Source organism: Paenibacillus sp. MAHUQ-63 (genome assembly GCF_028765165.1).
In the GTDB taxonomy this organism is placed as follows: Bacteria; Bacillota; Bacilli; order Paenibacillales; family NBRC-103111; genus Paenibacillus_E.
In genome coordinates, this window is sequence record NZ_JARADB010000002.1 from 1598610 (window position 1) to 1623053 (window position 24444).

The window sequence follows — 24444 nt, forward strand, 5'->3', positions numbered from 1 at the left end:
ATAATCAGGGAGCAGCTCGCCTCACGGCAGGCTGCTCCCTGATTTCGTTAACATACAAGGACTTCGTAATTTCTATTAGCCGGAAAAGACAATTCGAAGCAAGTCTTGAATCATAAGGCGAAGCTCATCCGAGCTCTTGGCGACAGTCTTATAACCGCACAATCAGGGGGTCCGTTCGTGGGCCATCGATCCTGTCATGGCTGCAAAGCTATGGAGCATTAGTGAAGATCTACTTCACCTTCCTCATGGAACAATTCCGGAGAAATCATAAATGATCGCAGTGTGCCGCGGCAGCTTCTGCAGTAGAAAGCCAAAGATAGCCGGCGACACCAACATAAATGTCTACAGATCCCCGTCATTCGGGGATTTTTTATTTCAAAGCATTTAAGGAAATGAGGGCATGCCTCGATTTTAGTTCATAAATGTATGATTTGTTCACTTCATGAAATCAGAAATATTCAGTATTTTATTGAATGTAGACTATGCTTGCGAGCACTTAGTCCCCTAGAATATAACCTGTGATGAAGGCGCTGCACAAAATTTGAAGAGATGGAGGACGCTGCTCTTACTACTCAATTCAGCAAAGGAGAGGGAAAATGGTACATAAAAAGTACAAGCTAATAGCATGCTTATTGCTGTCGACATTGTTAGTATCTCTTTGTCCATTCACATCCGTTTCAGCAGCCTCCGCGGCAACTGCGATTTATCTCCAAGATGATTTTGCGGATGGGGATTATACGGCTAATCCCGTTTGGACACCAACCTCCGGAACGTGGAAAGTCAGCCCTGATCCAGCGGATGCCAGTAATAAGGCATTGAATCAGACGGACACCGGTGAAGGGATCATAACCGCAGGAGATTCTACGTGGGCGAATTCAACCGTTACGATGCGTTTCAACACAGGAGCAGGCGGGGCTTTTCCAGGTATTCTGGCACGATTTCAGGACAATAGAAATTTTTATTATTTTCAAATGCAAACAACAAGTACTCTGGTTCTTTCCAAAAGGGTCAACGGTACGGACACGGTGATAAAAAGTCAAAGTTATGCACTTAGCAAAAATGCATGGTATACGTTAAAAATGGCAGTGGTCGGCAATTCCATTAGATGCTATATCGTGAATAATGGAATAGATAAGCTTATTTTTACCGAAACAGATTCGACCTTCACGAATGGCAAAATAGGAATTCGAAATAAATGGCAGTCCGTTTATGTAGATGATATTAAGGTAACAGACGCGCCGCCAGTCAATACTTCGGTCATTCAATCCGACTCCCAGACGAATTCCTCTATCTCAATAGGCTGGGCTCCGGTTGAAGGAGCAACAAGCTATAATATTTACCGCTCAACGACATCAGGCAGTGGTTATACGTTTGTTGCCAACAGCCCGATTAACAGCTATATAGATTCGGGGCTGCTCTTTGATACAGCCTATTATTATAGAATCGCCTATTTATATGGAGGGTTGACGGAATCTCAATGGTCGTCTGAACGAAGTGTAAGGACGACCCCCGCGCCGCCTTCGGCTCCTACAGGGCAGACGGCTGCTGCCGTGAACTCGTCAAAAATCAATTTGAGCTGGACAGCAGCTGCTAAAGCAACCGGCTATAGGGTATATCGTTCATCAGCCGGCGAGAATACGTTCACCATTGTGTATGATGGAGCTGCGTTAAGCTACTCGGACACAGGACTAACACCAAACACAACCTATCATTATCAGATAACAGCTTACAATGCGATCGGGGAATCAGCAGCCGCTTCTGCACAGGCTGTTACCTATCGGTATGATGCTCCAGGCAGCTTTGCAGCTGCTTCAATTTCGGATACATCCGTGAAATTAACTTGGGACAACGTGCAGGGGACGTCAGTAACCTATCTGATTAGCAGGTCCTCAAGCGCTGCCGGTACCTATAATCAGGTTTACAGCGGCACGGATATGGAATTTACAGATACGGGATTAACACAAGGTACAGGTTATTTTTATAAAATCAATGCGGTTATCGACGGGGTTCCTTCATCTTCCTCCGAGCCTCTAGGTGTAGGCACTGTGAGAACTGCAATTACGCCTGGAACGGTATGGGCAAGCACGAATGGCAATCCGATTGATGCACATGGACCAGGGTTCATGTATGATCAAAAAACCAAAAAATACTACTGGTATGGCGAATATCATATCGGTGCGTGGCCTTCGGCGGGGGTGAGAGTCTACTCTTCCACGGATCTTTACAATTGGACTGACGAAGGTATGGCCTTAACGATGGTGAAATCCATGAGCGATTTTACAGACGATCCGTTCATCTCTAAACTTTATGCCGGCCGGACCGATACGTTAAATATCTGGGCTGATATCCGAACAGGCCGAATCATTGAAAGACCAAAAGTGATTTATAATGATAAAACAAAGAAATATGTCATGTGGGCTCATATTGACGGAGATAAAGACCCTTATAATAACAACGCCAACTATGGAAAAGCGCAAGCGGGTTATGCGATTAGTGATTCGCCTACGGGTCCGTTCATCTACCAGAAGAGCTACCGTATGGATCAGGCTCCACCGGGTCAGATCGATTATCAGCCTGGCAACCCAGGCATGGCACGCGATATGAATTTGTTTAAAGATGACGACGGTACGGCCTATCTCATCTATTCCAGCGAAGAGAATCTGACTATCTACATTTCCAAGCTGTTGGATGATTATTCGGATGTTGTGGGTTGGCACAAGGACGGCAATGTCGATGCGAATGGTCGACCTGTTCGTGATACAAGCTATAAGGCAGTTTACGGCCAAGACTATGTTAGAGTTTTCCCAGGTTCGCAGCGTGAGGCTCCAGTCATATTCAAATATAACGGAAAATACTATATGTTAACCTCCGGTGCGACAGGGTGGTCTTCGAACGAAAATAAATTCAGCGTTGCCGATCAAATGTTTGGGCCATGGTCAGCTCCGGTCAATCCATTTGTCAGAACATCATCATCGGATCCGGATCCTATGACAGCTTTTAAATCTCAAACAGCATCTGTTATTCCTGTTGACCCAGCGAAAGGGAAATTTATCTACGTGGGGGATGATTGGAATGGCGGACAATTTACGACGAACGGTGGGGCCAAATATGTATGGCTGCCGATCGAATTTGGTCAAGGTACGGATATTTCCATTCGCTGGCACAGCAGTTGGTCTACTGCATTATTAGACAGTATGGGGAAAATGGACACAAACCTTCAACTGCCTGAGGCTGTAGCAACCGGAACCGTATTGGATTTACCCAGCCAAATTGAAGTTATTCCAAGCGGCGCGGCAGCAGCAACGGCAACTTCTGTTACTTGGTCAGTGAACTCGCTGCCAATAACGGCGAATACATTTGCGCTTCCGGGTGTTTATACACTACAGGCCACACTTCCGCAGTTTAACAATAAAATGTTGCGTTTTAACATTTACGCAGTTCCTGATAAGACCATCTATGCTGTTAACAGCGGCGGTTATGCAACAAGTGATTACAGCCTAATGACGTCCTACCTGCAGGACACACTTGTGAATCATAATGTTGTTGAACAAGCGTATAATTCGGCTGATTCAGTGCCTTGGGGTTATGTAGGAACGAATTCTAATCCTGCAGGCTCGGCCAGTAGCGATATGTTTTCAACACTCCGCTATTTGAATGGCGGCAATGTAAGCAACTCTCCGGCAGGTACGGACTTGACTTACAAGTTTACGGTTAAGAATGGGACCTACACCGTGTATACGGGCTTTAATGATATTTGGAATAATACAACTAGAAAAGCGGACTTATATATAAATGGGATTAAAAAGAATGCGATCACGTTTATATCCAATACGGTCTATGGCCATACGGTTAATGTAACGGACGGTACGCTCACCGTAACCGTGAGAAATACGGCGTCGCAGGATCCATTGATCAACTGGATGATGATTGTTGACGATTCCCAGACTCATAATCCCTTCAGGGGGCTTAAGGTAGATTCGACAACTTCCAATTCTGCCGCACTCTCCTGGCAAAAAGCTTTAGGAGCTACGTCCTATACGCTCTACAGATCAAGTCGCCCAGATGGAACTTATTCGCCTATATATCAAGGGAAATTAACATCCTTCACGGACAGCGGGATTGATCCTTCCGTTACCTACTACTACAAGGTCAGCCATACAAGCTTATCTGCAGAATCATCCATGTCTGATTCCGTTTCGCTATTATTGGATCAAACGAAGCCGGTTACCGAGCTTGTCGTGGCAGGAACCTCTCATAATGGATGGAACAACAGTGATATCGTAACACTACACGCATCGGATGATATGTCCGGCGTAGAGAAGACCCAGTACAAACTCAGTGAGAGTGAAGAATGGACGGATTATGACGGACCGTTTGCGCTGCCCAATGACGGAACCTATACCATACAGTATCGTTCCGCAGATAAGGCGGGAAATGTGGAGGACGCCAAGCTGCAGACTGTAAAGGTTGATACAACGCTGCCTGACATAAAATTTGTCATCAATGGGAAGGAATTAATCGAGGGGGACTCCTTCGACGACAATCTGCCTTTAACCATTCAGGTATCTGATCAACTATCAGGTGTAGCTTCCGCCAGCATCAGCGTCAGTGATGCTGTATATGCGATAGATCTGGCTAAAGGAACAAGCATCGTCGTCGATTTCACAGGGAAGGTTAACAGCTATTCGGCAGCTATCGTGATTGAAGATTTTGCTGGCAATAAGCTTCAAAAGAATTTCCAATTCAATGTGACAACCAGCATAAAGGCTATGAATGATTTGTTGAGTCGCTATCAACCGCTCCTTAACAATGCATTAACATCTCAACTGAGCAATGCTCTTAGTCAAGCGCAGCATCAACTGACTAAGAATCGGCGGGATCAGGCTGCAAAGCATATGCAGGACTTCGTGAAACATCTTAACAATCCATCTTTAGGAATAAATGTAGACAGTAGCGTTAAGGTTATTCTCCAAGCAGATGCAAATGCATTGATCGAACTATGGTCAACGCAATAAGATTACAGAAAAGTCGCCTGTGTCGGGCGGCTTTTCTGTTATTTTGAGATTATCGTAATTTCGGTTAGCCCATCTTAAAAAATGATTAGCGTAAAAAATAAGGAAGGATTACCTAGTTAAAAGCTACATATTTCCAACTGACAGGATACATGTAATAGTAAGAACAGCAAGATTGAGCGATGAACTCTGATATCAGCAGATTCATCTTTGTCAGCCTTTCGCTATTGTGCATTCCATTTCAAGGAGGTAACAGAGGTATGATCGAGGTCACGAGAAAAAGATGGTTATCGATAGGGACTGCGGGTATATTGTCCCTCGCTGTTCTCGCCGGTTGCAGCACCACTTCCACCACGACAGAAAAAACGTCTACCGATCAGCAAAAAGCTGCAGAGCCGCCAAGTTTGCAAACGCTTTCTTATTGGGTGCCTTTAGCAAGTAACGTTGCGGCAACGCTCAAGAGCTTTGGCGACATGACGGTTTACCAGGAATTACAGAAAAAAACCGGGGTCACTGTTACGTTCCAACATCCGCCGGTAGGACAAGAGAAAGATCAGTTCAATTTGATGATAACAAGCAACAAGCTGCCGGATGTGATTGAATATGGCTGGACGGGCTATCCCGGCGGTCCGGAGAAAGCCATCAAGGACGGTAAGATTATTAAGCTTAACGATATAATTGCCAAAAACGCACCGAATTTGAAGAAGATTTTGGACACCAATCCGGAATGGAAGAAGATGATCGTAACCGACGATGGCAGTATCTACGGCTTTCCTTTCCTGCGCGGCGATGATTACTTGCTCGTCAGTAACGGGATCGCTTTACGCAAAGACTGGCTGGATAAGCTGAACCTGAAGATGCCGGAAACACTGGATGACTGGCATAACGTGCTGACGGCGATCAAGAAGACCGACTTGAACGGCAATGGCAAGGCGGACGAGATCCCGCTGCTGATTAGCAAAGGGGATATGACCGGCTCAATTCCGTTCCTGGGCTCGTTCGGAGTCAATTACGAGTTCTACCAGGTGAACGGCAAAGTGAGTTACGGTCCGACTCAACCGGAGTATAAACAGTTTCTGACTTTGATGAATCAATGGTACAAGGAAGGGCTCTTGGATCCTGATTTCGCTGTGACGGACAACAAGGTGAAGGACGCCAAAATAACGGGCAACCAGCTGTTCGCAACCACTATGAGCACAGGCTCCGGGATCGGTAACTATACGACGCTCGTAGGCAACAAAATTCCGGGCTTCAAGCTCGTTGCCTCGCCTTTCCCTGTTGTCAAAGCCGGGGATAAAAGGATGTGGAACGCCAAGACATACAACTACTCCGGCGGGATTGCAGCAGCGATCACCACCTCGAACACGAATCCGGAAGGGACGGCCAAATGGCTTGATTTCGCCTACAGCGAAGAAGGCAAAATGCTGTTCAATTTTGGAGTGGAGGACGTCTCCTATAAGAATGTCAATGGCTATCCGACCTATACGGATTCCATCATGAAGCCTAAGGACACGTCCGTCGCATTCGCGATGGCTCGTCATGTACGCGCCAACTTCAACGGACCGTTCGTGCAAGACAAACGGTACATGGAGCAGTACGCTGCACTGCCTGAACAGAAGGACTCCATCAAGATTTGGTCCGATGCCACGAATGAAAGAAGGATGCCTCAGGTTACGCCGACGGCGAGCGAGAGCAGCAAGTTCGCTTCGGCCATGAATGACATCAACACATATAAGGACGAGATGTTCAACAAATTTATTATGGGGGCGGAGCCGCTTGATAATTTTGACAAATATGTCAAGACGATTGAAGGGATGGGACTCCAAGAGGCCATTAAAATTCAACAGGCTGCTTTAGAACGTTATAATAAACGCTAGCTTTGAGCGGATCAGTGAAAGGTGCTTATCAGGGAGATGACCCGTTCATCTCTCTCTGACCATTTCATAGCGAAGAAGGAGGCATCGCGCTTGGAGACAATCAACACCGCCGCAAGCAGGGCCAGGAAGAAGGCTGCTTCTAGAAGGAGCTTATGGATAACTATCATGAGCGACCTAAGACGCAACAAGCTTTTATATTTGATGGTACTTCCGGTCATCGCCTATTATGTGATTTTTGATTACGGGCCCATGTACGGTCTTCAAATCGCATTCAAGGACTTCAGTCCTGGTGCCGGCATTTGGGGCAGTCCATGGGTCGGATTTGATCATTTTATTGAATTTTTTCAAAGCTATTATTTTTGGAGAATCATCCGCAACACCTTGCTCATCAATGTGTACGAGTTAATTTTCGGTTTTCCCGCCCCGATCATTCTTGCTTTGTTATTGAATGAATTGCGGAAGCAGGCGTTCAAACGAATTGTCCAAACGATCACCTATTTGCCTCATTTTATATCGGTTGTCGTGATTGTCGGCATGTTGGTCGATTTTTTGGCGAGAGACGGTGTTGTGAACCAATTGCTGTCCTTGCTGAATGTGACATCCAAGTCCTATTTATCCGAGCCGGAATGGTTTCGTTTTATTTATATTTCATCCGGCATATGGCAGCAGGTCGGATGGGGTTCCATTATTTATTTGGCCGCATTGTCGGCTATCGATCCATCGCTGTATGAAGCTGCCAAAGTGGACGGAGCGAGCAGGTGGAAACAAGTCATCCACATCAGCATTCCAGGCATTATGCCGACGATCATTATTTTGTTCATATTGAAGATGGGTTCGATGATGTCCGTCGGCAGCGAAAAAATATTGCTTATGTACAATCCGTTGACCTACGATACAGCTGACGTTATTTCGACCTTCGTCTACCGGAAAGGGATATTGGAAGCAAGCTACAGCTATACGACAGCCGTAGGACTATTTAACGCCATTATTGCTTTTACCCTTCTGATTATTTCCAACAACATAAGCAAGCGGGTAAGCGAGACCAAATTGTGGTGACCAAGGGGGAGAAGCAGGGTGGAAAAGCTATCTGTCGGTGAAAAATCGTTTCATGTGGTGAACGTAACTTTGATGACCATTCTTTGCTTTTTGACACTGTATCCATTCGTGTATGTCGCTTTCTCGTCCTTAAGCGATCCAGGCATGCTCGCGCAGCATCGCGGCCTCCTGTGGAAGCCGTACGGCATCAGTCTGGCCGCATACAAAGCCGTTTTTTCCAACCCGAGCATTTTGAGCGGCTATCGCAACACACTTTTTTACGTCGTTGTCGGAACGTGTTTTAATATGGTGATGACTGCGATTGGGGCGTACTTTCTTTCCAGAAGAAACGTCTTTTTCAAAAATGCGATTATGTTTATGATCGTCGTCACGATGTTCTTCCAAGGCGGTCTTGTTCCCAACTATCTTCTTGTCAGCAATTTAGGGTTGGTTGACACCGTGTGGGCGATGATTATTCCTGGAGCCATAAACACATGGAATTTGATCATTATGCGAACCTCGTTCCAAGCCGTGCCGGTCAGTCTGGAAGAATCCGCGAAAATGGACGGGGCCAGCGAATGGACGATCATGTGGCGGATTATTATTCCTTTGTCGATTCCGGTCATGGCCGTTATGGTGCTTTTTTATGCCGTAGGGCACTGGAATGCATGGTTCAATGCTTTGATTTATTTGCGCAACCGCGACCTGTTCCCGCTGCAGCTCATCCTGCGCGAGATCCTGATTACGAACAGCACGGATAGTTTAACGACGAATGCTGCGGGCGTAGATAAAATGCCGATAGGCGAAACGATCAAGTTTGCCACGATTATCGTTGCAACACTGCCTATACTTGTTCTGTATCCGTTCTTGCAAAAATATTTTGTTAAAGGAGTCCTGATCGGAGCACTGAAAGAATAGTTAAGAAAAGAAGGAAAATTGGAAGTTATTTCGAATAAAATATAACTATCTAAGACAATCAGAAGAGGTGACTCGTATGCGGATAATCAAACGGATTAATGGCAGCGCTTTCATCACCCTTTTGTTGTCTTATTTGGCTGTTTTCTTGTTCCCGCTGGTCCTGGGCTCGCTGCTTTACACGAAGACCAGCAACATTATGGTGGATAATGCCAACCATGCGAATCTTGCGATGCTCGATCAGTTCCGCCAAGTGATGGACAGCAAGGTTAACGATATCGAGCAAATGTCTCAGCAAATCGCTTTGAATTCAAAGCTGCAGTGGCTGCTGAATAACGCGGATACGGCAGAAATGTCTGACGCCTATAAATTTGTGGAGTTTGTATCGGATCATATGTCCCGCTATCAGAATGTAAGTAATTTCATAAACGATTATTATATCTATTTCGAAACGAACGACACGGTGCTGCTGCCGACAGCCAAGACAACGGCGGACACAGTGTTTAACCGGTTCTACCGCCCGGTCGGTTCCAGCTTTCATACATGGAGAAGCGGGCTAATAGATAGTCCTCATTACCAGGACTTTATTCCCGTTACGTATGAGACGTCCAGCGGCAAGATGGATACCATCACCTACGTGCAGACGCTGCCTCTCGGGGAATTGAGAGACATTCGCGGAGCACTCGTTATTTTGCTGGATATGAATAAAATTCGCAGTATGCTGAGTGCAATCGAATCCGCCTACCAAAGCTCTGTGTTCATCCTCGATCGCCATGACCGGATCATTGTCGGGAAAGATAATGAGTCGTTTCCTTGGGGTCAATACCAGCGCGAAGTCCAGGACGGGGTGCCGTACGAATATAAGGATCATGGTGTCGATAAAATGCTTTTACGCACGGTATCCGCGAGCAGCGGATGGAAGTATATGCTGATCATGCCTAAGGATATCTACCTTGAAAAGGTCAATACATTGAAAAATTGGATGATCACCCTGCTTCTGATCTGCCTGATCGGAGGAGGATTGGCCATCGGATTCTGGCTGCACCGGAATTACACCCCGCTGCGGGATGTCATTCGCGTGCTTCAGAAGGAGAGGCCGGGGCGGACGACACCGCTGGCCAATGAATACGAATTTATTCGGGAAACGATTCGAATGACGATCGATGAAGAGCGGGAACTGCGGCACATACTGTCCCAGCAAACGCCTGTCATTCAAGCAAGCTTCCTCTCGCGCTTCGTACGAGGGCAAGTAGACGTTTCCCGAATGACAGAAGAATCGCTCCGGTTTATGAACATACGCTTCATCTCGGAATATTTTGCTGTCATCTTAATTGATATCGCCGATTTCAGCCGTTTCAGCACCGATCAATCGGAACGGCAGTGGGCGCTGACGCGGTTTATTATTTCCAACATCGCCAATGATCTGATTCATGAGCGCGCTTGGGGGTACTCGGTAGATTTGGATCAGAACCGTATCGCGCTGCTTATCAATTTTTATGATGAAAGGCATGATGCATTGCAGGAGCTGGACGACATCGCTGACAAACTCATGCAGGTCATGGAAATGAAGTTCAAAACCTATATGACGATTGCGATCGGGGATATGCACGAAGGCATGCACGGGATCGGCGAATCCTACTTCGAAGCGCTTAGCGCTCTGGATTACAAAATCTACAAGGGCCATAGCGCGATCATTCGTTACCAAGATATTGCCGAAACGGACCGGCATTATTATTATCCGATTGAAACGGAAATGCAATTGATCAATTTTACCAAGAGCGGGGATGTAGAGAATGTCGATAAATTAATCGGCAATTTGTTCCAGGCTCATTTTGACCAGCGGCGAATCACGCCTGAATTAGGAAGAAGTCTGTTCAATAATATGGTGAGCACCATATGGAAAATAATTAATCCGATGGATCCGTATTACTGCGATGTGTTCGGCGAAGGTTTTGATCCGATCAAAGAGCTGTCCGCATGTTCAACCTTCGAGGAGATGAAAGTCCAAATTCGCGGGTGGTTCCTCACGCTCTGCCGCTACTTGAACGAGAGCCGAAACCGCAATAGCCCACTGCTGTCTGAGCGAATTATTAAATATATCGAGCAGCATTACGACGACGAAATGATAGGCTTGACGATGATCGCCGAGCAATTTCAATTAACACCGCCGTATTTGTCAGCACTTTTCAAGAAACAGACAGGAATGAATTTGACGGATTACTTGACAAGAGTCCGCATCGAGGAAGCCAAGAAGCTTATGAAGGACAAGAAGCTGACCTTTACACAAATTGCGAATAAAATCGGCTACTCCAGCGATATTGGGTTTATTCGTGTATTTAAAAAATACGAAGGAGTGACTCCTGGTAAATACCGCGAATCCTTGTAGCCATTTCAGCAATTCAGCTGCTGCGCACATATGGATTCTTGATTACGTTGAAAACACATCGTCCCCTACATGGCGGTGTGTTTTTTTGATTTCGAAATGTTGCGCCGCGGGAATGGGCTAGTTTGTGAATGCCCCATGCGCTATCCGCATATTTAAGACGGAAAAAGGAAAAATATAGCTATTGTTCAGTTCGGGGGGCTAGGAAGTGATGAAGTTTCGAAAAAAGATGCGGCGGGCGCCTGAATTCGACAGCATTCCCGAAGGTCTGGAGCCGCAGGAAGAAGAGAATCTCAGCTTAACTTCAGATCTATCGCAGAATGAGCAGGTATTCGGCAGTATTTTCCACGGGAACACGGACATCATTTACCGCCACATTCGCAAAGATGGGGAAGTCCGCTGGCTTGTCATTTATTTTTCTTCGCTAGTCGATGAAAAGGCAATGAACGATCATATTATCGCTCCCTTAGTCGCTGCTTCGACACAAAAAGAAGAAGGTACTTCCCAATCGGATGAAATGTGGGATGAGAACCTGATCTCAATTGGGAAGACGATGACTTCTCGCCAAGTATCCGATATCATTCGGTATCTTCTAAATGGTCATGCGGCGATCTTCGCAAAAGGCACTCATACGGCGCTGGTCGCCCAGATCAGCGGGATTGCAAAGCGAAGCTTGGAGGAATCGTCGTCGGAGCCTGTGATTCGAGGACCCAAGGACGGCTTCATTGAGAACATTTACACGAATATCGGCCTGATCCGGAATCGGCTGAAAACCTCGCGGCTGAAAATGGAATCCATGATCATTGGGGAGCTTACGCAAACCAATGTCGTTATCACTTATATAACGGGGCTAGCGTCCGAAGAGATGATTGATTCCGTTAAATCTAAATTGGCACAATCTCAAACGGACGGCATCCTCGAATCAGGCTATATCGAGGAGTTCATTGAGGAGTACTCGTTCTCTCCATTTCCGCAAGTGAATACGACGGAGCGTCCTGATGTCGTAGTGGCCGCCTTGCTGGATGGGAAAATCGCCATATTGGTCGATACGACGCCATTTGTGTTAATTGTTCCGATGACATTTTGGGGCGGCATGCAGGCCAGTGAGGATTTCTATAATCGGAAGCCCATCGCCACATTTGTCCGATGGATTCGGTTTTTTTTCATAACGATTGCCATTTTTGCTCCCCCGTTATATGTAGCCATTACGACCTATCATCAAGAGATGATTCCGACTAACCTCGTGCTCAGCATTGCCTCCTCCAGAGAAGACGTACCGTTTCCAGCTTTAATTGAGGCTATGTTTACGGAAATTGTGTTCGAGGCGTTAAGAGAGGCGGGTATTCGCCTTCCTAAGCAACTCGGCTCCGCGATTAGTATTATCGGGGCTTTGGTCATCGGTCAAGCGGCTGTTGAAGCTGGCATTATATCTGCTCCGGTTGTCATTATCGTGTCTATCACAGGCATAGCCGCGTTTACGATTCCACGGTACAGCTTTGCAAACGGAATTCGATTGTTGCGGTTTCCCATGTTAATTTTAGCCGGGACTCTGGGGCTTTATGGCATTGTGCTTGGCTTTGTTGGCATTGTGATACACGTCATGTCACTTCGCTCCTTTGGTGTTCCTTACTTTTCGCCAATTTTCCCTTTTACCTGGAAGAGCTTGAAGCGGCTTGTGATGCGTCAGCCGAAAATTAAGAAACCGAGACCCAATTAAATGGTCATTCGAGCTTATTGAAGAAAGGAATCCCATCTGGCTATGAAACCATTCCTGCTTATCGTATTGCTTTTCTCGCTTTTGATGACGAGCGGGTGTTGGGACCGCAAGGAAATTAATGACATAGCCTTTATTTCAGGAGCAGCCGGTGACTTGACGGAAGATGGGGAGTTTATCGTTTCCTTTCAGATTGCACTTCCCGGTGCTTCGAATAAGGGAAAGGGCGACGGCAAGCAGGAAAAGTTTTTTGTGGTCTCCGCTTCCGGGAAAAATGCGACAGAAATTTTACAAAAGCTGCAGAAGAAAAGCTCTCGAATGCTGTTTACAGCGCATCGCAGCGTTATTTTCATTGGGGAGCGCTTAGCTAAATATGGCGTTAAAGACATCCTTGATATTTTCAGCCATGATCCTAAGAATCGATTGAGAACTTATATTATGGTCGTAAAAGGAGGAGAAGGGCGTGAAATTCTACAGACGCAATACCCATTTGAACAAATTCCAATTGAAGCGATAAAAGAAATGGAAGGCATGGGGAGTGAAACTGCCGTAACGCTTCGCGATTTTTTCATTTCTGCCTCCAGTGAAGGGATCAATCCGGTTATGGGTGTCATTGCAAAGGAGAAGCTACCGAAAGAATCGAACGCGAATAAATCCAATAAATTAAAGCTTGCTGGAACGGCAATTTTTAAAGACTTTAAAGAGGTCGGTATCCTCGACGAAAAACAAACCGAGGGATTAAACTGGATTAGAAGCAAGCTGAAGTTTTGCAGGATTACAGCCAATCTGCCGGGGGGGCAAGGCGATGTAGGGGTACTGCTTACCCATGCCAAGCGGAAAATTACCTCGGAAGTTCATGGGGATAAAGTGAAACTTCATATTGAGCTGCAGGGGATGGGAAGTCTCATCGAAAATAATTCGGTTTTGGATATACGGAAGCGAGAACATATTAAGCTCGTTCAAGAGGCTTTCGAGAAAACCGTGAAGGAATTCGTCATGGACGCTGTGACCAAAATTCAAACGCAATATCAAACGGACAGCTTTGGGTTCGGGCAGATCGTTCGTCGAAATCATCCCAAGGATTGGAAAAGGTTTAAATCAAATTGGGATAGCAAATTCCAAGAGGTGGAGGTAGCCATCGATGTGAAGATAACGATTAGCGATTCAGGCATGGCAGGACCCCAGTTGTTATTGAAAGAAGAGGAGATTATCAAATGATCGTTCAAATTGTCTTGTTTTGGTTAGGTGTACTGTTGTGGGCATTTCGTTGCGTACGAGATTTGTTAGCAAAGCACAAAAAAAGAGAAGCTTGGATTTACAGCGGTTTACTAGGCGTATGCCTGCTCATTGGGACATTGCTGTTAGCACAAGTGAAAATACCAAGCTTGATCGTTCCGTTCAATGTCGTGTTCGAACCACTGGGGAAGCTGATTCTAGAGTGATGAGCTCTTTACGCTTCTTTTTATCGTATCGATCAGGAGTAAGAGCAAGGGAATGAGGCTTTGAGATACAAGCCCCCCAATCGGATAGCTTAAGGATAAGTACTCATACAAGCCTGTGACATCTTTGAAAATCCAAACCGAGCCGATGACGGATAAAAGCGCAAGGGGATACACGAATTCCCGATAGCTTTGAATTCCGAATAGATGGCTGAGACTTTGGCTTAAAATAAACAGAGATAGGGCTATTTTAACAAAAGTCCCCATCACCCACATCGCGACGGCAACCGCCTCCAAACGCTCAAAAGAGCCCTCAATTGCTGCATACTGAATCACGCTTAGAAACGAATAGTTTAATCTGCTCGTTAACGGACCCAGTACCATAATGGTCAAAATGACAATGCCAAAAACCAGCAAAAAGACCCCGAGGAGCGCGAACAAAGAAGCTTTTGCCGCTTTTTTGGGTTGATTCAAATAGGGAAGCAGCCAGCCCAAAATAAAAAGCTGATTCATAAAGGAGGCTGCAGGTGTTATTGCCGCGCGCAATATGGGGACTATGCCGTCACCTAGAATTGGTTGCAATTGACCAGGGTCGGCTTCTTTGATCGACAGAAGTAACAGCGGGAACAAAAATACGAGCATCAGCATAGTGAGAAATTCATTGCTTCTTGCGATAACTTCAATGCCAGCGATTACGGCCAGTGCAGCAAGCAGGATGATTGTGAAATTCGCGACAATTGGCGGGCTATTGGGTAATAGAAGCGTACTAATAAAAAAAGTGTGCTGTTTGGTGATAGCTGAAATTGACATATACCAAAAATAAAGATAATACAGCCCCAAGCCTTTTCCGAGCCATTTTCCCAAAATCAGCGAACTGTATTCAATAATCGTTAAGCCCGGATAGCGTTTCGCCAGCGTAATCATTACCCAAATACATATAAGGCCTGTAATTGTAGAAGGTAAAACGGATAGCCAAGCATCTTGCATAGCAAAGTTGACCATTATTCTCGGAATCGTTAAGATGATGGTCGACATGATGAATGTAAATTGTAACAAGCCAAGTTGTGACCCCGATATCTTTTCTGGTTGCACCTGCCCACGGTCTCCTTACCCCTTCAGTTACTCCAAGTGTTGACGTATCCATGCTCCCTTATACGCATTTAGACTATACTTACCCCGCAGTAACGATGGCGGAACTCGATGTGGTATAATTATCAAGATAATGTAAAATTAATACAATCGTCATTATACTATTTGAAAGTTAAACCCAAAGAGGGAGAATTTAGGGGAGAAAGGAGTTTTGTCATGACCACGGAGCTAATCTTATTTGACTTTGATGGTACTTTAGCAGATACATTACCTTTGTCTTTTGCCGCGTTTAAAAGAGTTTTCAAAAAGCATGATGGGCAAGATGTAACCAATGATAAGCTCATATCAATGTTCGGCCCAACGGAAGATGAAATTATTGCAAAGAACTTCCAAAATAAAGAGGTCGTTCAAAATGCGATAGATGAATATTATGATTTATATGGTCAGGGACACTCTGAGATTAACGATCTTCATTCAATTATTGTATTATTAGATCTGCTTAAAGAGAATAACAAACAAATAGCAGTGATTACTGGAAAGAGCCGGAAAGCATTTGATATCTCATCAGAAGCACTCAAAATATCGAAATATTTTGATTATGTTGTAACGGGTGATGATGTGGAAAGAGCTAAGCCTGATCCAGAAGGCGTTTATAAAGCTATACAATTTTTTGGATCGCAAGCAGAGAAAGTGGTATTTCTAGGTGATAGTCATGCAGATATTATGGCGGGGAAATCTGCCGGGGTTCGGACTTATGCCGTTCAATGGTTATCTACATATCAAACCACCGCATTTGACATACAACCGGATGCTATTTTCACTAATACGGCAGATTTTATTGCGCTTTTAAAAAATGAAGGCTCATTACGTTAATATAGCCAGCGTGAGCTAAATCACGTAGGAAAAGGACCGTCGGTCGTAGTGAAATCTACATTCAATGGTCCTTCTTTTCATCTCGTCACTTGCAAGACTTGATTGTCAGAGAGCGGGCCGCGTAAATCGTGGCCTATTTGTTGTATGGGAATCGTGCAGTCAAAAACTTGTTGACACTGAAAGCGCAAGTGTATTACTTTAAAATAAGCAATAATGAGCAATATTTATATTTAATTAAACATTATAACGCAAATTGTCGGAAAGGATGAGTCACGATGAGGCTTTCGACGTCCACTAATTTTTTCGCGTATCGTTTGAATGGGGAATATACGCCTTTTGCAGAGGCACTTAGAAGGTGTAAGGCCGCAGGCTTCCAAGTGCTGGACATCAATTTTTGTGCCGCACTTAACGGCGCCTCGGACCTGGCGCAGGATAACTGGCGCGAATTGATCGAACAACTGCGCGCTGAGGCGGATAAGCTCGGCGTGGTATTTACGCAGTCACACCCTGTATTTTTGATGGGGCATGTCGGCAGACACTCCTCGGAGACGCTGGAAATCTATCGCGAGATGATGCGGCGTTCTATAGAAGCCAGCTCGATCCTTGGTGTCAAGTGGGCCGTACTTCATCCCATTCCGGGCAAGCCCGAAGCCGATTTCGATGAAGCAACCATCATCCGTGAAAATCTGGCGTTTCACGGCCCAGCGCTCGAACTGGCGAAGAAATGCGGCGTCGGCATCGCGTTTGAAAACATGATCGAGCGTTCGACAAGACGTTTCTCAAGCCGCGCAGCCGAACTTGTCAGTCTGATTGACAGGATTAACGATCCGGGCGTGGGGGCTTGCTGGGATTTCGGCCACTCTAATTTTATTACGAAGGATCAGCGGGATGAGCTCCGCCTGCTCGGCAAACGGCTGAAGGCGACCCACGTCAACGACAACTATGGCAAAGAAGATGAGCATATGCTTCCATTCCACGGCAGCGTGGAGTGGCATACGTTGTTGCCGGTGTTGGCCGAAATTGGGTATGAGGGAGATTTCACATTTGAAACGCACAACGAGTTTACAAGACTGCCCGAACACTTGAAGGATATTGTCGCCAAAACGGCATATGAAATCGGTATGTACTGTACATCTCTGATCAAATAGTACGGCGGTACGACTCGGATATTTGATACATAAAAGTACATCGTCTTTTAAAGAGATGGTGTACTTTTTGGTTAGCCGGGAACGGGATAAAGTTCTTGTCCTAGGGCAACAGCTACATTTAACGATGGGTCTATGACATCTTAAATCGATTTTTGTGCATCTTAGGTGAAAAACGCCATCGATCATTAAAACCTTGATATAATAAATTCGTCTAGATCAGTCAATACAATTAAATCATTGTCGGGGAGGGCACTAAACAACATTATTCGCTAAGGGACTAGGCATTACTAATTCTAGATAATTTGTAAGCGCTATCAAATGTGAGGCGACCAACACGTAGGAGGGTTAATCATGACTCAATCCAATGAACGTGCCAATACAAGAAGAATCACAGGCAATATCCTTAAAGGTTCAATCGGAAACTTGATCGAGTGGTACGATTGGTATGTTTATGCAGCATTCGCCGTATATTTCTCATCGCAGTTTTTCCCCAAGGGAAGCCCGACAAGTCAACTGTTGAATACAGCAGCGATATTTGCGGTCGGCTTCCTAATGCGCCCGATAGGGAGCCTGCTGCTTGGTCGTTATGCAGATCGCCATGGCCGTCGAGCCGCGTTAACGCTTTCTATTTCGGTTATGGCCGGTGGTTCTCTAATCATTGCAATCACGCCTAGCTTTGGCACCATTGGGGTGCTAGCTCCCATTATCTTGGTGCTTGCGCGCCTGCTCCAAGGATTGTCACTGGGTGGAGAATATGGAACGTCTGCAACCTATTTGTCGGAGATGGCCAGCAGCGGACGGCGCGGATTTTACTCGAGTTTCCAATACGTCACACTCATTGCCGGACAGTTAGTCGCACTTGGAGTTCAGATCATCCTTCAGCAGATCCTTAGCGAACCTGACATGAAATCTTGGGGCTGGCGGATTCCTTTTGTCATTGGAGCAATGGGGGCATTGGCCGTATTATGGCTGCGCCGCACAATGGACGAGTCAGAGCAGTTCTCCAAAATGAGTCCCAAAAGTCGGGGGAGCGCAGGGACTGTTCGTGCTCTAATGAAACACCCTTAGGCCGTGTTGACAGTGATTGGACTCACGCTTGGCGGAACGGTTGCCTTTTATTCTTACACGACGTACTTACAAAAGTTCATGGTGAATACTGTAGGACTAGACAAAGAGGTCGTCAGTTGGATCAACTTTATCGCGTTGCTGGTATTTGTCATCCTTCAACCTTTCGCTGGCATGCTATCTGACCGGATCGGCAGACGCCCGTTATTAATTAGTTTCGGCATCCTGGGAACTTTATTAACGGTCCCGCTGTTCCTGCTCATGGAACATGCGAAGAGTCCTGTAACTGCTTTGCTGCTGATGATTGTGGGTCTCCTTATTGTTACCGGTTACACCTCAATCAATGCAATCGTGAAAGCTGAACTCTTTCCAACCGAAATCCGTGCTCTCGGCGTGGGGTTTCCTTACGGACTCACCGTCGCGGTTTTTGGCGGGACCGCGGAGTTTATTGCACTGTGGTTCAAGACGAATGGAGTCGAATCGCTCTTTTATTATTATGTAGCAGCCTGCATTGCCATAAGCTTCTTTGTCTATTGGCGAATGGGGGAATCCTCCAAACATTCCAAGATAGAAGCGGAACTCGACACGAAAGATAAAAAATGAGTACATGAAAACAACCAACCTTGGCTGGGAGATGCCGACGTTGGTTGTTTTATTTGTATTCCAAGAACAATTTCATTCGATATCGGCTGGCATTGAGTAATTCTCCAATACGAATGATTTGAACATTTGGGAGGGAAAGTTTAGATCCCTGTCTTTATTTACAATCATGCCATGGGTGGAGAAAACCCTTGAGCTTAAAGGCAGCATTCTGAAATCCCCATCATTTAATTCTTTTTCCGCCGCTACTTTTGGAATTAAAGCAAAGCCTATGCCGCATTTAACAGCTTTTTTAATCATTTCGATACTTGGATATTGAATAGCACTACTAGCTTCTACGCCAGCTTCCACTAAGACTTTGACAGCATGAGTGTAATACAAACAACTGTTACCAAAGCTAAGAACAGATTCACCGTTTAGCACTTTTAGACCATCCACTTCAACATTTCTCGTCAACTCATCTGAGGCGATAAATATTAACTCTTCCTGCAGCATGGGGTAAAAGTAAAGGTCATCCCGTTGAGGATTCCGCGGAACAAATCCAAAATCAACGACGTGCTGCAAAACATCGTCAATAACATCCTGATGATAACCAGTTTCTAACTTAAACTTAACCTTGGGATAATCATGCTGAAACTGTTCGACAAGCGAAAACATTCTCGTGACAAAAAAAGATTCATGCATGCTAAGGTGAATAGTTCCTTTTAGTTGATTCGATTCATCCATAGCTTTTTCTAATGAAAGCCCTAAATGTACAAACTGATGGGCAAATTTAGCAAGTTTGAGGCCGGCTTCAGTTGGTTTTACACCTTTTGATAGACGGTGAAAAAGTTTTTGGCCGCATGCTCGTTCCAATAATTGAATATGGTTTGTAACGGTCGATTGAACATATCCTAACTTTTCTGATGCTCGGTTAAAGCTCTTTTCCTCCATTACAGCAATAAATGTCTTGAAAAATCTTCCTTCTAACAACTCGATCATGATGCTGGCACTCCTTAGTTATCGAATTTCGGAATAGTGGCTATTGAATCATTCCATAACATGAATAGCTAACTTCATGATAACATAACCAACATAGCAATCAAGAAACTTCAATTTAGATCTCTTTATAGTTAGAAGAAGTTTTAGTTTATGGGAAAACGGGGGGGAAACAATGAATGATACGGCAATGGCAAGAAATCATTTACGATCATCGTTTTAGTCATATGGAACTCTCAGGCAGTCCAGATTTCGTTAAGCTGGCAGAAGCCTAGCCTATGGAATTGTAGGACTTAGGGCAACTAATAAAATAGAGGCCCGTAAGGTGTGGAATAAAGCTTTGGAAATAGAGGAGCCTGTAGTTATCGATTTTGTTATCAGCCAGCAAGAGAATGTTTATCCAATGCAATGGTTACGCCAGGTTCCACGATAGATGAAATGCTTATGGGGGAAGAAAGATGAAACGTCGGACGCTTTTTATTCTTGTCAACAACCATCATGAACCGCGGAGAGATATGAACGATTCAATTATCAAAAAAATAACAAACAGTTCAAAGAGGAAATCATTATTTCATTTTACTAGAGCCCGAAACTTGGCATCAATTGGACATGTCAATGCTTTGTATTCATGTTATCGGGTTGATCCTGCATTATCAAATGAAAGACGATTATGGAGTCGAGAAGTGGATTTTCACGGAAATATTTTTATTGCAAATGCTCATTTACGTATTGCCGATCAAGTTATGGATCCCAAAATCACTCAATTAGAATTTTATAATTATCTAGATCAGCATGTATTTTTCTGGCCAACGTATAGAGATTGTCGGAAAATGCTAGACATTTATTCAAGAAGAGAACCCGATGAAGATTTTGCGATTCTTCAATTGGAAGCTCATCCGTTGCTTTGTGACTTCTACGACAGGGTCGTATTGTCAAAGTACGACTCTGGAAGCTCGCCTCGATTCCCCGTACATTGCTCTTATAAAAAAAGTTTAGACATGTTTTTGGCAATAGACCAGTTTCAGCTTGTACAGAAAAATGATGTGCCTACAAAACCTTCCGAGATACGCGAGGTACTTGTGCGAGAGAAAGTAACAAATCTGTCCAGCTATTTAGGGGCTGTTTATTGCAATGATATGGAGAAGGTTCCCGAAAAATGGAGACCTTATGCAAAATTAATTCGGGATTTTGAGAATGATGTGACCAAGTATAAAAACGATTCGTCAACGGAAAATAATAGTTAGAAACTTCATACATGACCCGTCATAAAAAATGATGGGACTGTTCTTAATAAGGAGAGCAATCGTCATGATTTGGCATAATATAAAATCCAAAAGCTTTCTATCAGCTTACGTTTTAGTTGTTTTGATGCTTGTAGTTGCTGTTGTTACAGATCAAAAGGATATTCTTTTTCCTGAAATCGCAGGTATGGCAATGGGTGTTATGGTATTTCCAGTTCCGCATTGGATAAAGAAGCCGGTCCACCTGTGGCTTTCCCCAACGTTAGCTGCTTTCATGGGAACTTCATTGAATGCTTTATCACTTACGCCTCTGCTGAAAATTTGGTTAGGTTTTGTGATTATTGTCATTCTAATGCATATATTTCGGGTTAATTTTGGACCTACGATCCCTGCAGGATTGCTTCCGATTTTTCTAGGTCTTCATGATTATGTTTTCGCTATCACAACTGCTATCTTTACGTTTGTCATCATGTTGGCGGCTTTCAAAGCAAGAAATCCTGAAAAGTTGTCAAATGGTCCTGCGACTTTTCGAAAGAAAATAGATACGGTTATCATCAGTATGGTTTTATGTCTTTGGATTTGGCTTGCCTTTGCGACGGGAATAGAAGTGTTAGTGGTTCCACCCGTTTTTGCTCTTATTTTCGAGATCTTCCATTCTGAAAAGTTTACATGGAAATTGATTCCAGCCCGGTTGGCGGTATTGACGATAACAGCTATTCTTTCAGTCGGTGTCTATCACATGTTGGATGAATCGATTATATGGGTTGGGATAATTAATGTTTTGATTACTCTGTTGCTATGTAATTTATTTAAAGCTCCGGTCCCTGTAGCATTTGGTGTCTCGTTGATGCCTCTTATTTACCCAGCATGGGGGAGTTGGTGGTTTCCTCTTGGGGTCCTGATCACAACAGGAGTTTTGATGTGTATTTCTGCAGCATACCGTCATTTTAGAAACTAAAACTTGATATAAAGGGAAGGTAGAAATCATGAAAAAACTTCAATACGACAACGAGTTAGACAATGCGATTTTTTTTAGCAACTATGTAGCGGTCTTGAAGGATGGAAGAATGGTTGGGGGAGGCATGATCGAAGCATATAACGAAACCGAGGTTAAAGTAGGAGATAGACAGTACTCACGCAAAAAATCAACCTTTGTTGAGGCACCGGCTCCGGAAGCTTATATTCTTTTTTGATGTTCAATAAATAAGCCACAAGTGCTGCTGACTAAAATCAGTAAATTGGCGGCACTTGTGAATTTCTTGGTTATATTAAAAATACTTAATATTGAAGGTAGTGACCAATCATGCAGACCATAACGATCGTACAGAAACAAAAAAATATCGGTTCTATTCAATTCTTACCTGTTAATCTATTTGCTTCGGTTATGGGAATTTCGGGGTTATCATTGGCTTGGAGGCAAGCAAGTAAGCTGCTGGGTACTTCACTCGTAATCGCTGATATCATTGGAATTATTGGCGTCCTAATGTTTGTCGTTCTAAGCGTAGGTTATGTTTCTAAATGCATTCTATACCCGAATAAGGTTAAGGATGAATTTATGCATCCCATCTCAGGAAACTTTTTCGGTACGATTACAATCGCTATTTTATTACTATCCTCTGTGATTGGATCCTACAGTAAAATATCAGGCCAAGTTATTTGGATTATCGGTACTGTAAGCACCTTGGCGCTTAGTTATCTCGTTGTTACACGTCTTCTTAATGGCAACAATGATCCGGCACATGCAGTTCCGGCTTGGCTTATTCCTGGAGTGGGAACAATGGATATTGCGGTCGCCGGCGGGAGTATGCCGTTCTCATGGGCATATGAAATTAATCTGTTGTCTCTAGCGATTGGAGGAATTGTTGCTTTAGTTTTTCTCACCATGATCTTATCTCGATTGATTCATCATGATCCATTGCATGCAGGATTAACGCCGTCCATGATCATTATGATCGCGCCTTTTGAGGTAGGTTTTCTAGGCTATGTAAACTTTGAGCATCGAATTGACCAGTTTGCTTCCATCCTGTTTTATTTCGGTTTGTTCCTGTTCATTGTATTATTCTTCAAAGTATTTAAAAAATCCATCCCGTTCGGTGCTTCCTGGTGGGGGGTTAGTTTTCCTATGGCTGCTCTCAGCAACGCAGCATTGATATACGCAATGTTCGTGCACTCTTGGCTATTAATTGCTATCTCTACAGTCATTCTAGTTGTTCTAAACATTGTATTGGTCGTTCTCTTTATTAGAACAATAAGGAGCCTGTTTAATGGAACTCTTCTTCAAGGATGACGCATAAAAATAAGTTCCAAAGGCATCATAGATATGGAAACTAGGGGATACATTATCGTTAATGATGAAGTAGAACCGCACCTCCAATATAAAATTATTGATAAATAATAATGAAACGGAGCAAACAAAATGAAAACTTTAGTCATCGTCACCCACCCGAACATCGAAGCATCTAACTGGAATAAAGCATGGGTAGAGGAATTGCGAAAGCATAGTGACATCACCATTCATGAGTTATATAAAACATACCCCGACGAAAAAATAGACGTTTCTAAAGAGCAAGAATTGATAGAGTCGCATGATCGAATTATTTTTCAATATCCACTCTACTGGTACAGCACACCGCCATTACTCAAAAAGTGGTTTGACCAAGTTTTGCTTTACGGTTGGGCTTATGGGCCGGATGCTACGAAAATAAAAGGTAAAGAAATAGGCGTAGCAATCTCAACATATGGTACGGAGGCATCGTATCAAGCGAGTGGCTCTAACCGCTTTACACTTCAAGAGATTTTGCGACCAATAGAAGCTCTAGTTCATTTTATTAATGCGACTTATCTGCCTCATTTTTCGCTAAATGACACTTCAAATGTTACGGAAGAGAGATTAGCAACGAGCAGTAAGGACTATATTCATCATATTAGAACTGTGAAACCAGCGGTCGTACATGGATAAGTAAAAACACTTATACGAAAAATGAGAAAGATTCACAGCACAGCTTAACAACAAGATTCATCACTAAAAGGCCGCGGAACGGCGTAATGAAGAGGCAATCGCTACCTTCTTGGGGA

The 24444-nt window shown here is 44.3% G+C and carries 17 protein-coding genes and 2 pseudogenes; 17 read left to right on the forward strand and 2 right to left on the reverse strand.

All coding sequences use genetic code 11. From position 1 onward, the window contains the following. The first annotated feature begins 596 nt into the window (after nucleotides 1-596). The 8 genes from PUT07_RS15525 (at nucleotide 597) to PUT07_RS15560 (ending at nucleotide 14378) form a co-directional block, all read left to right on the forward strand. A complete protein-coding gene (locus tag PUT07_RS15525) occupies nucleotides 597-5015 on the forward strand; it encodes an OmpL47-type beta-barrel domain-containing protein (RefSeq protein ID WP_274469071.1) in 4419 nt (1472 codons plus the stop codon). Nucleotides 5016-5272: 257 nt separating this feature from the next. Next, on the forward strand, nucleotides 5273-6889 hold the full coding sequence (locus tag PUT07_RS15530; protein ID WP_274469073.1) for an extracellular solute-binding protein: 1617 nt from the start codon (nucleotides 5273-5275) through the stop codon (nucleotides 6887-6889). Nucleotides 6890-7054: 165 nt separating this feature from the next. Then, a complete protein-coding gene (locus tag PUT07_RS15535) occupies nucleotides 7055-7945 on the forward strand; it encodes an ABC transporter permease (RefSeq protein ID WP_274469338.1) in 891 nt (296 codons plus the stop codon). A gap of 72 nt (nucleotides 7946-8017) precedes the next feature. Further along, entirely contained in the window at nucleotides 8018-8842 is an 825-nt protein-coding gene (locus tag PUT07_RS15540) for a carbohydrate ABC transporter permease (RefSeq protein ID WP_274469339.1), read from the forward strand. A 76-nt stretch (nucleotides 8843-8918) separates the two neighbouring features. Then, a complete protein-coding gene (locus tag PUT07_RS15545) occupies nucleotides 8919-11225 on the forward strand; it encodes a helix-turn-helix domain-containing protein (RefSeq protein WP_274469074.1) in 2307 nt (768 codons plus the stop codon). Nucleotides 11226-11433: 208 nt separating this feature from the next. Next, nucleotides 11434-12939 (forward strand): spore germination protein, encoded by a 1506-nt coding sequence (locus PUT07_RS15550; RefSeq protein WP_274469075.1) that lies wholly within the window; start codon nucleotides 11434-11436, stop codon nucleotides 12937-12939. 42 nt (nucleotides 12940-12981) lie between these two features. Beyond that, a complete protein-coding gene (locus PUT07_RS15555) occupies nucleotides 12982-14154 on the forward strand; it encodes a Ger(x)C family spore germination protein (RefSeq protein WP_274469076.1) in 1173 nt (390 codons plus the stop codon). Then, nucleotides 14151-14378 (forward strand): hypothetical protein, encoded by a 228-nt coding sequence (locus PUT07_RS15560; protein WP_274469077.1) that lies wholly within the window; start codon nucleotides 14151-14153, stop codon nucleotides 14376-14378. Before PUT07_RS15555 ends, PUT07_RS15560 begins: the two co-directional genes overlap by 4 nt. Here the strand turns inward: PUT07_RS15560 and PUT07_RS15565 are convergent. After that, nucleotides 14370-15467, reverse strand: coding sequence for a GerAB/ArcD/ProY family transporter (locus tag PUT07_RS15565; RefSeq protein WP_274469078.1), 1098 nt, complete (start codon nucleotides 15465-15467; stop codon nucleotides 14370-14372). The genes PUT07_RS15560 and PUT07_RS15565 overlap by 9 nt on opposite strands. Before the next feature lie 213 nt (nucleotides 15468-15680). Between PUT07_RS15565 and PUT07_RS15570 the strand changes: the two genes are divergently transcribed. The 3 genes and pseudogenes from PUT07_RS15570 to PUT07_RS15580 all read left to right on the forward strand — a co-directional run bounded on the left by PUT07_RS15570 (nucleotide 15681) and on the right by PUT07_RS15580 (nucleotide 19153). Beyond that, on the forward strand, nucleotides 15681-16337 hold the full coding sequence (locus PUT07_RS15570; RefSeq protein ID WP_274469080.1) for an HAD family hydrolase: 657 nt from the start codon (nucleotides 15681-15683) through the stop codon (nucleotides 16335-16337). Nucleotides 16338-16612: 275 nt separating this feature from the next. Beyond that, nucleotides 16613-17485: a sugar phosphate isomerase/epimerase family protein gene (locus PUT07_RS15575; protein ID WP_274469082.1), complete on the forward strand. Its 873-nt coding sequence runs from the start codon at nucleotides 16613-16615 to the stop codon at nucleotides 17483-17485. Between the two features lie 351 nt (nucleotides 17486-17836). Beyond that, nucleotides 17837-19153: pseudogene (locus PUT07_RS15580) on the forward strand (MFS transporter). A 72-nt stretch (nucleotides 19154-19225) separates the two neighbouring features. Here PUT07_RS15580 and PUT07_RS15585 read toward each other — a convergent pair. Then, nucleotides 19226-20131, reverse strand: a complete 906-nt coding sequence (locus PUT07_RS15585) for a LysR family transcriptional regulator (RefSeq protein WP_274469083.1) — start codon at nucleotides 20129-20131, stop codon at nucleotides 19226-19228. 176 nt (nucleotides 20132-20307) lie between these two features. Here PUT07_RS15585 and PUT07_RS15590 point away from each other — a divergent pair. From PUT07_RS15590 to PUT07_RS15615, 6 genes and pseudogenes are all read left to right on the forward strand, one after another. Beyond that, nucleotides 20308-20590 (forward strand): annotated as a pseudogene (locus tag PUT07_RS15590) (thiamine pyrophosphate-dependent enzyme); the annotation flags it as partial. Then, nucleotides 20587-21372 carry a DUF7002 family protein gene (locus tag PUT07_RS15595; RefSeq protein WP_274469084.1) on the forward strand — a complete coding sequence of 262 codons (786 nt, stop codon included), beginning with the start codon at nucleotides 20587-20589 and terminating at the stop codon, nucleotides 21370-21372. The pseudogene PUT07_RS15590 and the gene PUT07_RS15595, both read left to right, overlap by 4 nt. A gap of 64 nt (nucleotides 21373-21436) precedes the next feature. Continuing rightward, the gene (locus PUT07_RS15600) at nucleotides 21437-22327 is read left to right on the forward strand and encodes a hypothetical protein (protein WP_274469085.1); all 891 of its coding nucleotides are present in this window, start codon (nucleotides 21437-21439) and stop codon (nucleotides 22325-22327) included. A 28-nt stretch (nucleotides 22328-22355) separates the two neighbouring features. Continuing rightward, nucleotides 22356-22562, forward strand: a complete 207-nt coding sequence (locus PUT07_RS15605) for a hypothetical protein (RefSeq protein WP_274469086.1) — start codon at nucleotides 22356-22358, stop codon at nucleotides 22560-22562. A gap of 110 nt (nucleotides 22563-22672) precedes the next feature. Then, nucleotides 22673-23656 carry an SLAC1 anion channel family protein gene (locus tag PUT07_RS15610; protein WP_274469087.1) on the forward strand — a complete coding sequence of 328 codons (984 nt, stop codon included), beginning with the start codon at nucleotides 22673-22675 and terminating at the stop codon, nucleotides 23654-23656. A 129-nt stretch (nucleotides 23657-23785) separates the two neighbouring features. After that, nucleotides 23786-24328, forward strand: a complete 543-nt coding sequence (locus PUT07_RS15615; RefSeq protein WP_274469088.1) for an NAD(P)H-dependent oxidoreductase — start codon at nucleotides 23786-23788, stop codon at nucleotides 24326-24328. Nucleotides 24329-24444: the final 116 nt, after the last annotated feature.

Bases quoted from the DNA above. Each gene is read 5' to 3' on its own strand.
- PUT07_RS15570 (WP_274469080.1), top strand. From the start codon at position 15,681: ATGACCACGGAGCTAATCTTATTTGACTTTGATGGTACTTTAGCAGAT.
- PUT07_RS15615 (WP_274469088.1), top strand. From the start codon at position 23,786: ATGAAAACTTTAGTCATCGTCACCCACCCGAACATCGAAGCATCTAAC.
- PUT07_RS15560 (WP_274469077.1), top strand. From the start codon at position 14,151: ATGATCGTTCAAATTGTCTTGTTTTGGTTAGGTGTACTGTTGTGGGCA.
- PUT07_RS15605 (WP_274469086.1), top strand. From the start codon at position 22,356: ATGAAAAAACTTCAATACGACAACGAGTTAGACAATGCGATTTTTTTT.
- PUT07_RS15555 (WP_274469076.1), top strand. From the start codon at position 12,982: ATGAAACCATTCCTGCTTATCGTATTGCTTTTCTCGCTTTTGATGACG.
- PUT07_RS15540 (WP_274469339.1), top strand. From the start codon at position 8,018: ATGACCATTCTTTGCTTTTTGACACTGTATCCATTCGTGTATGTCGCT.
- PUT07_RS15600 (WP_274469085.1), top strand. From the start codon at position 21,437: ATGATTTGGCATAATATAAAATCCAAAAGCTTTCTATCAGCTTACGTT.
- PUT07_RS15545 (WP_274469074.1), top strand. From the start codon at position 8,919: ATGCGGATAATCAAACGGATTAATGGCAGCGCTTTCATCACCCTTTTG.
- PUT07_RS15610 (WP_274469087.1), top strand. From the start codon at position 22,673: ATGCAGACCATAACGATCGTACAGAAACAAAAAAATATCGGTTCTATT.
- PUT07_RS15550 (WP_274469075.1), top strand. From the start codon at position 11,434: ATGAAGTTTCGAAAAAAGATGCGGCGGGCGCCTGAATTCGACAGCATT.
- PUT07_RS15595 (WP_274469084.1), top strand. From the start codon at position 20,587: ATGAAACGTCGGACGCTTTTTATTCTTGTCAACAACCATCATGAACCG.
- PUT07_RS15585 (WP_274469083.1), bottom strand. From the start codon at position 20,131: ATGATCGAGTTGTTAGAAGGAAGATTTTTCAAGACATTTATTGCTGTA.
- PUT07_RS15530 (WP_274469073.1), top strand. From the start codon at position 5,273: ATGATCGAGGTCACGAGAAAAAGATGGTTATCGATAGGGACTGCGGGT.
- PUT07_RS15575 (WP_274469082.1), top strand. From the start codon at position 16,613: ATGAGGCTTTCGACGTCCACTAATTTTTTCGCGTATCGTTTGAATGGG.
- PUT07_RS15525 (WP_274469071.1), top strand. From the start codon at position 597: ATGGTACATAAAAAGTACAAGCTAATAGCATGCTTATTGCTGTCGACA.
- PUT07_RS15535 (WP_274469338.1), top strand. From the start codon at position 7,055: ATGAGCGACCTAAGACGCAACAAGCTTTTATATTTGATGGTACTTCCG.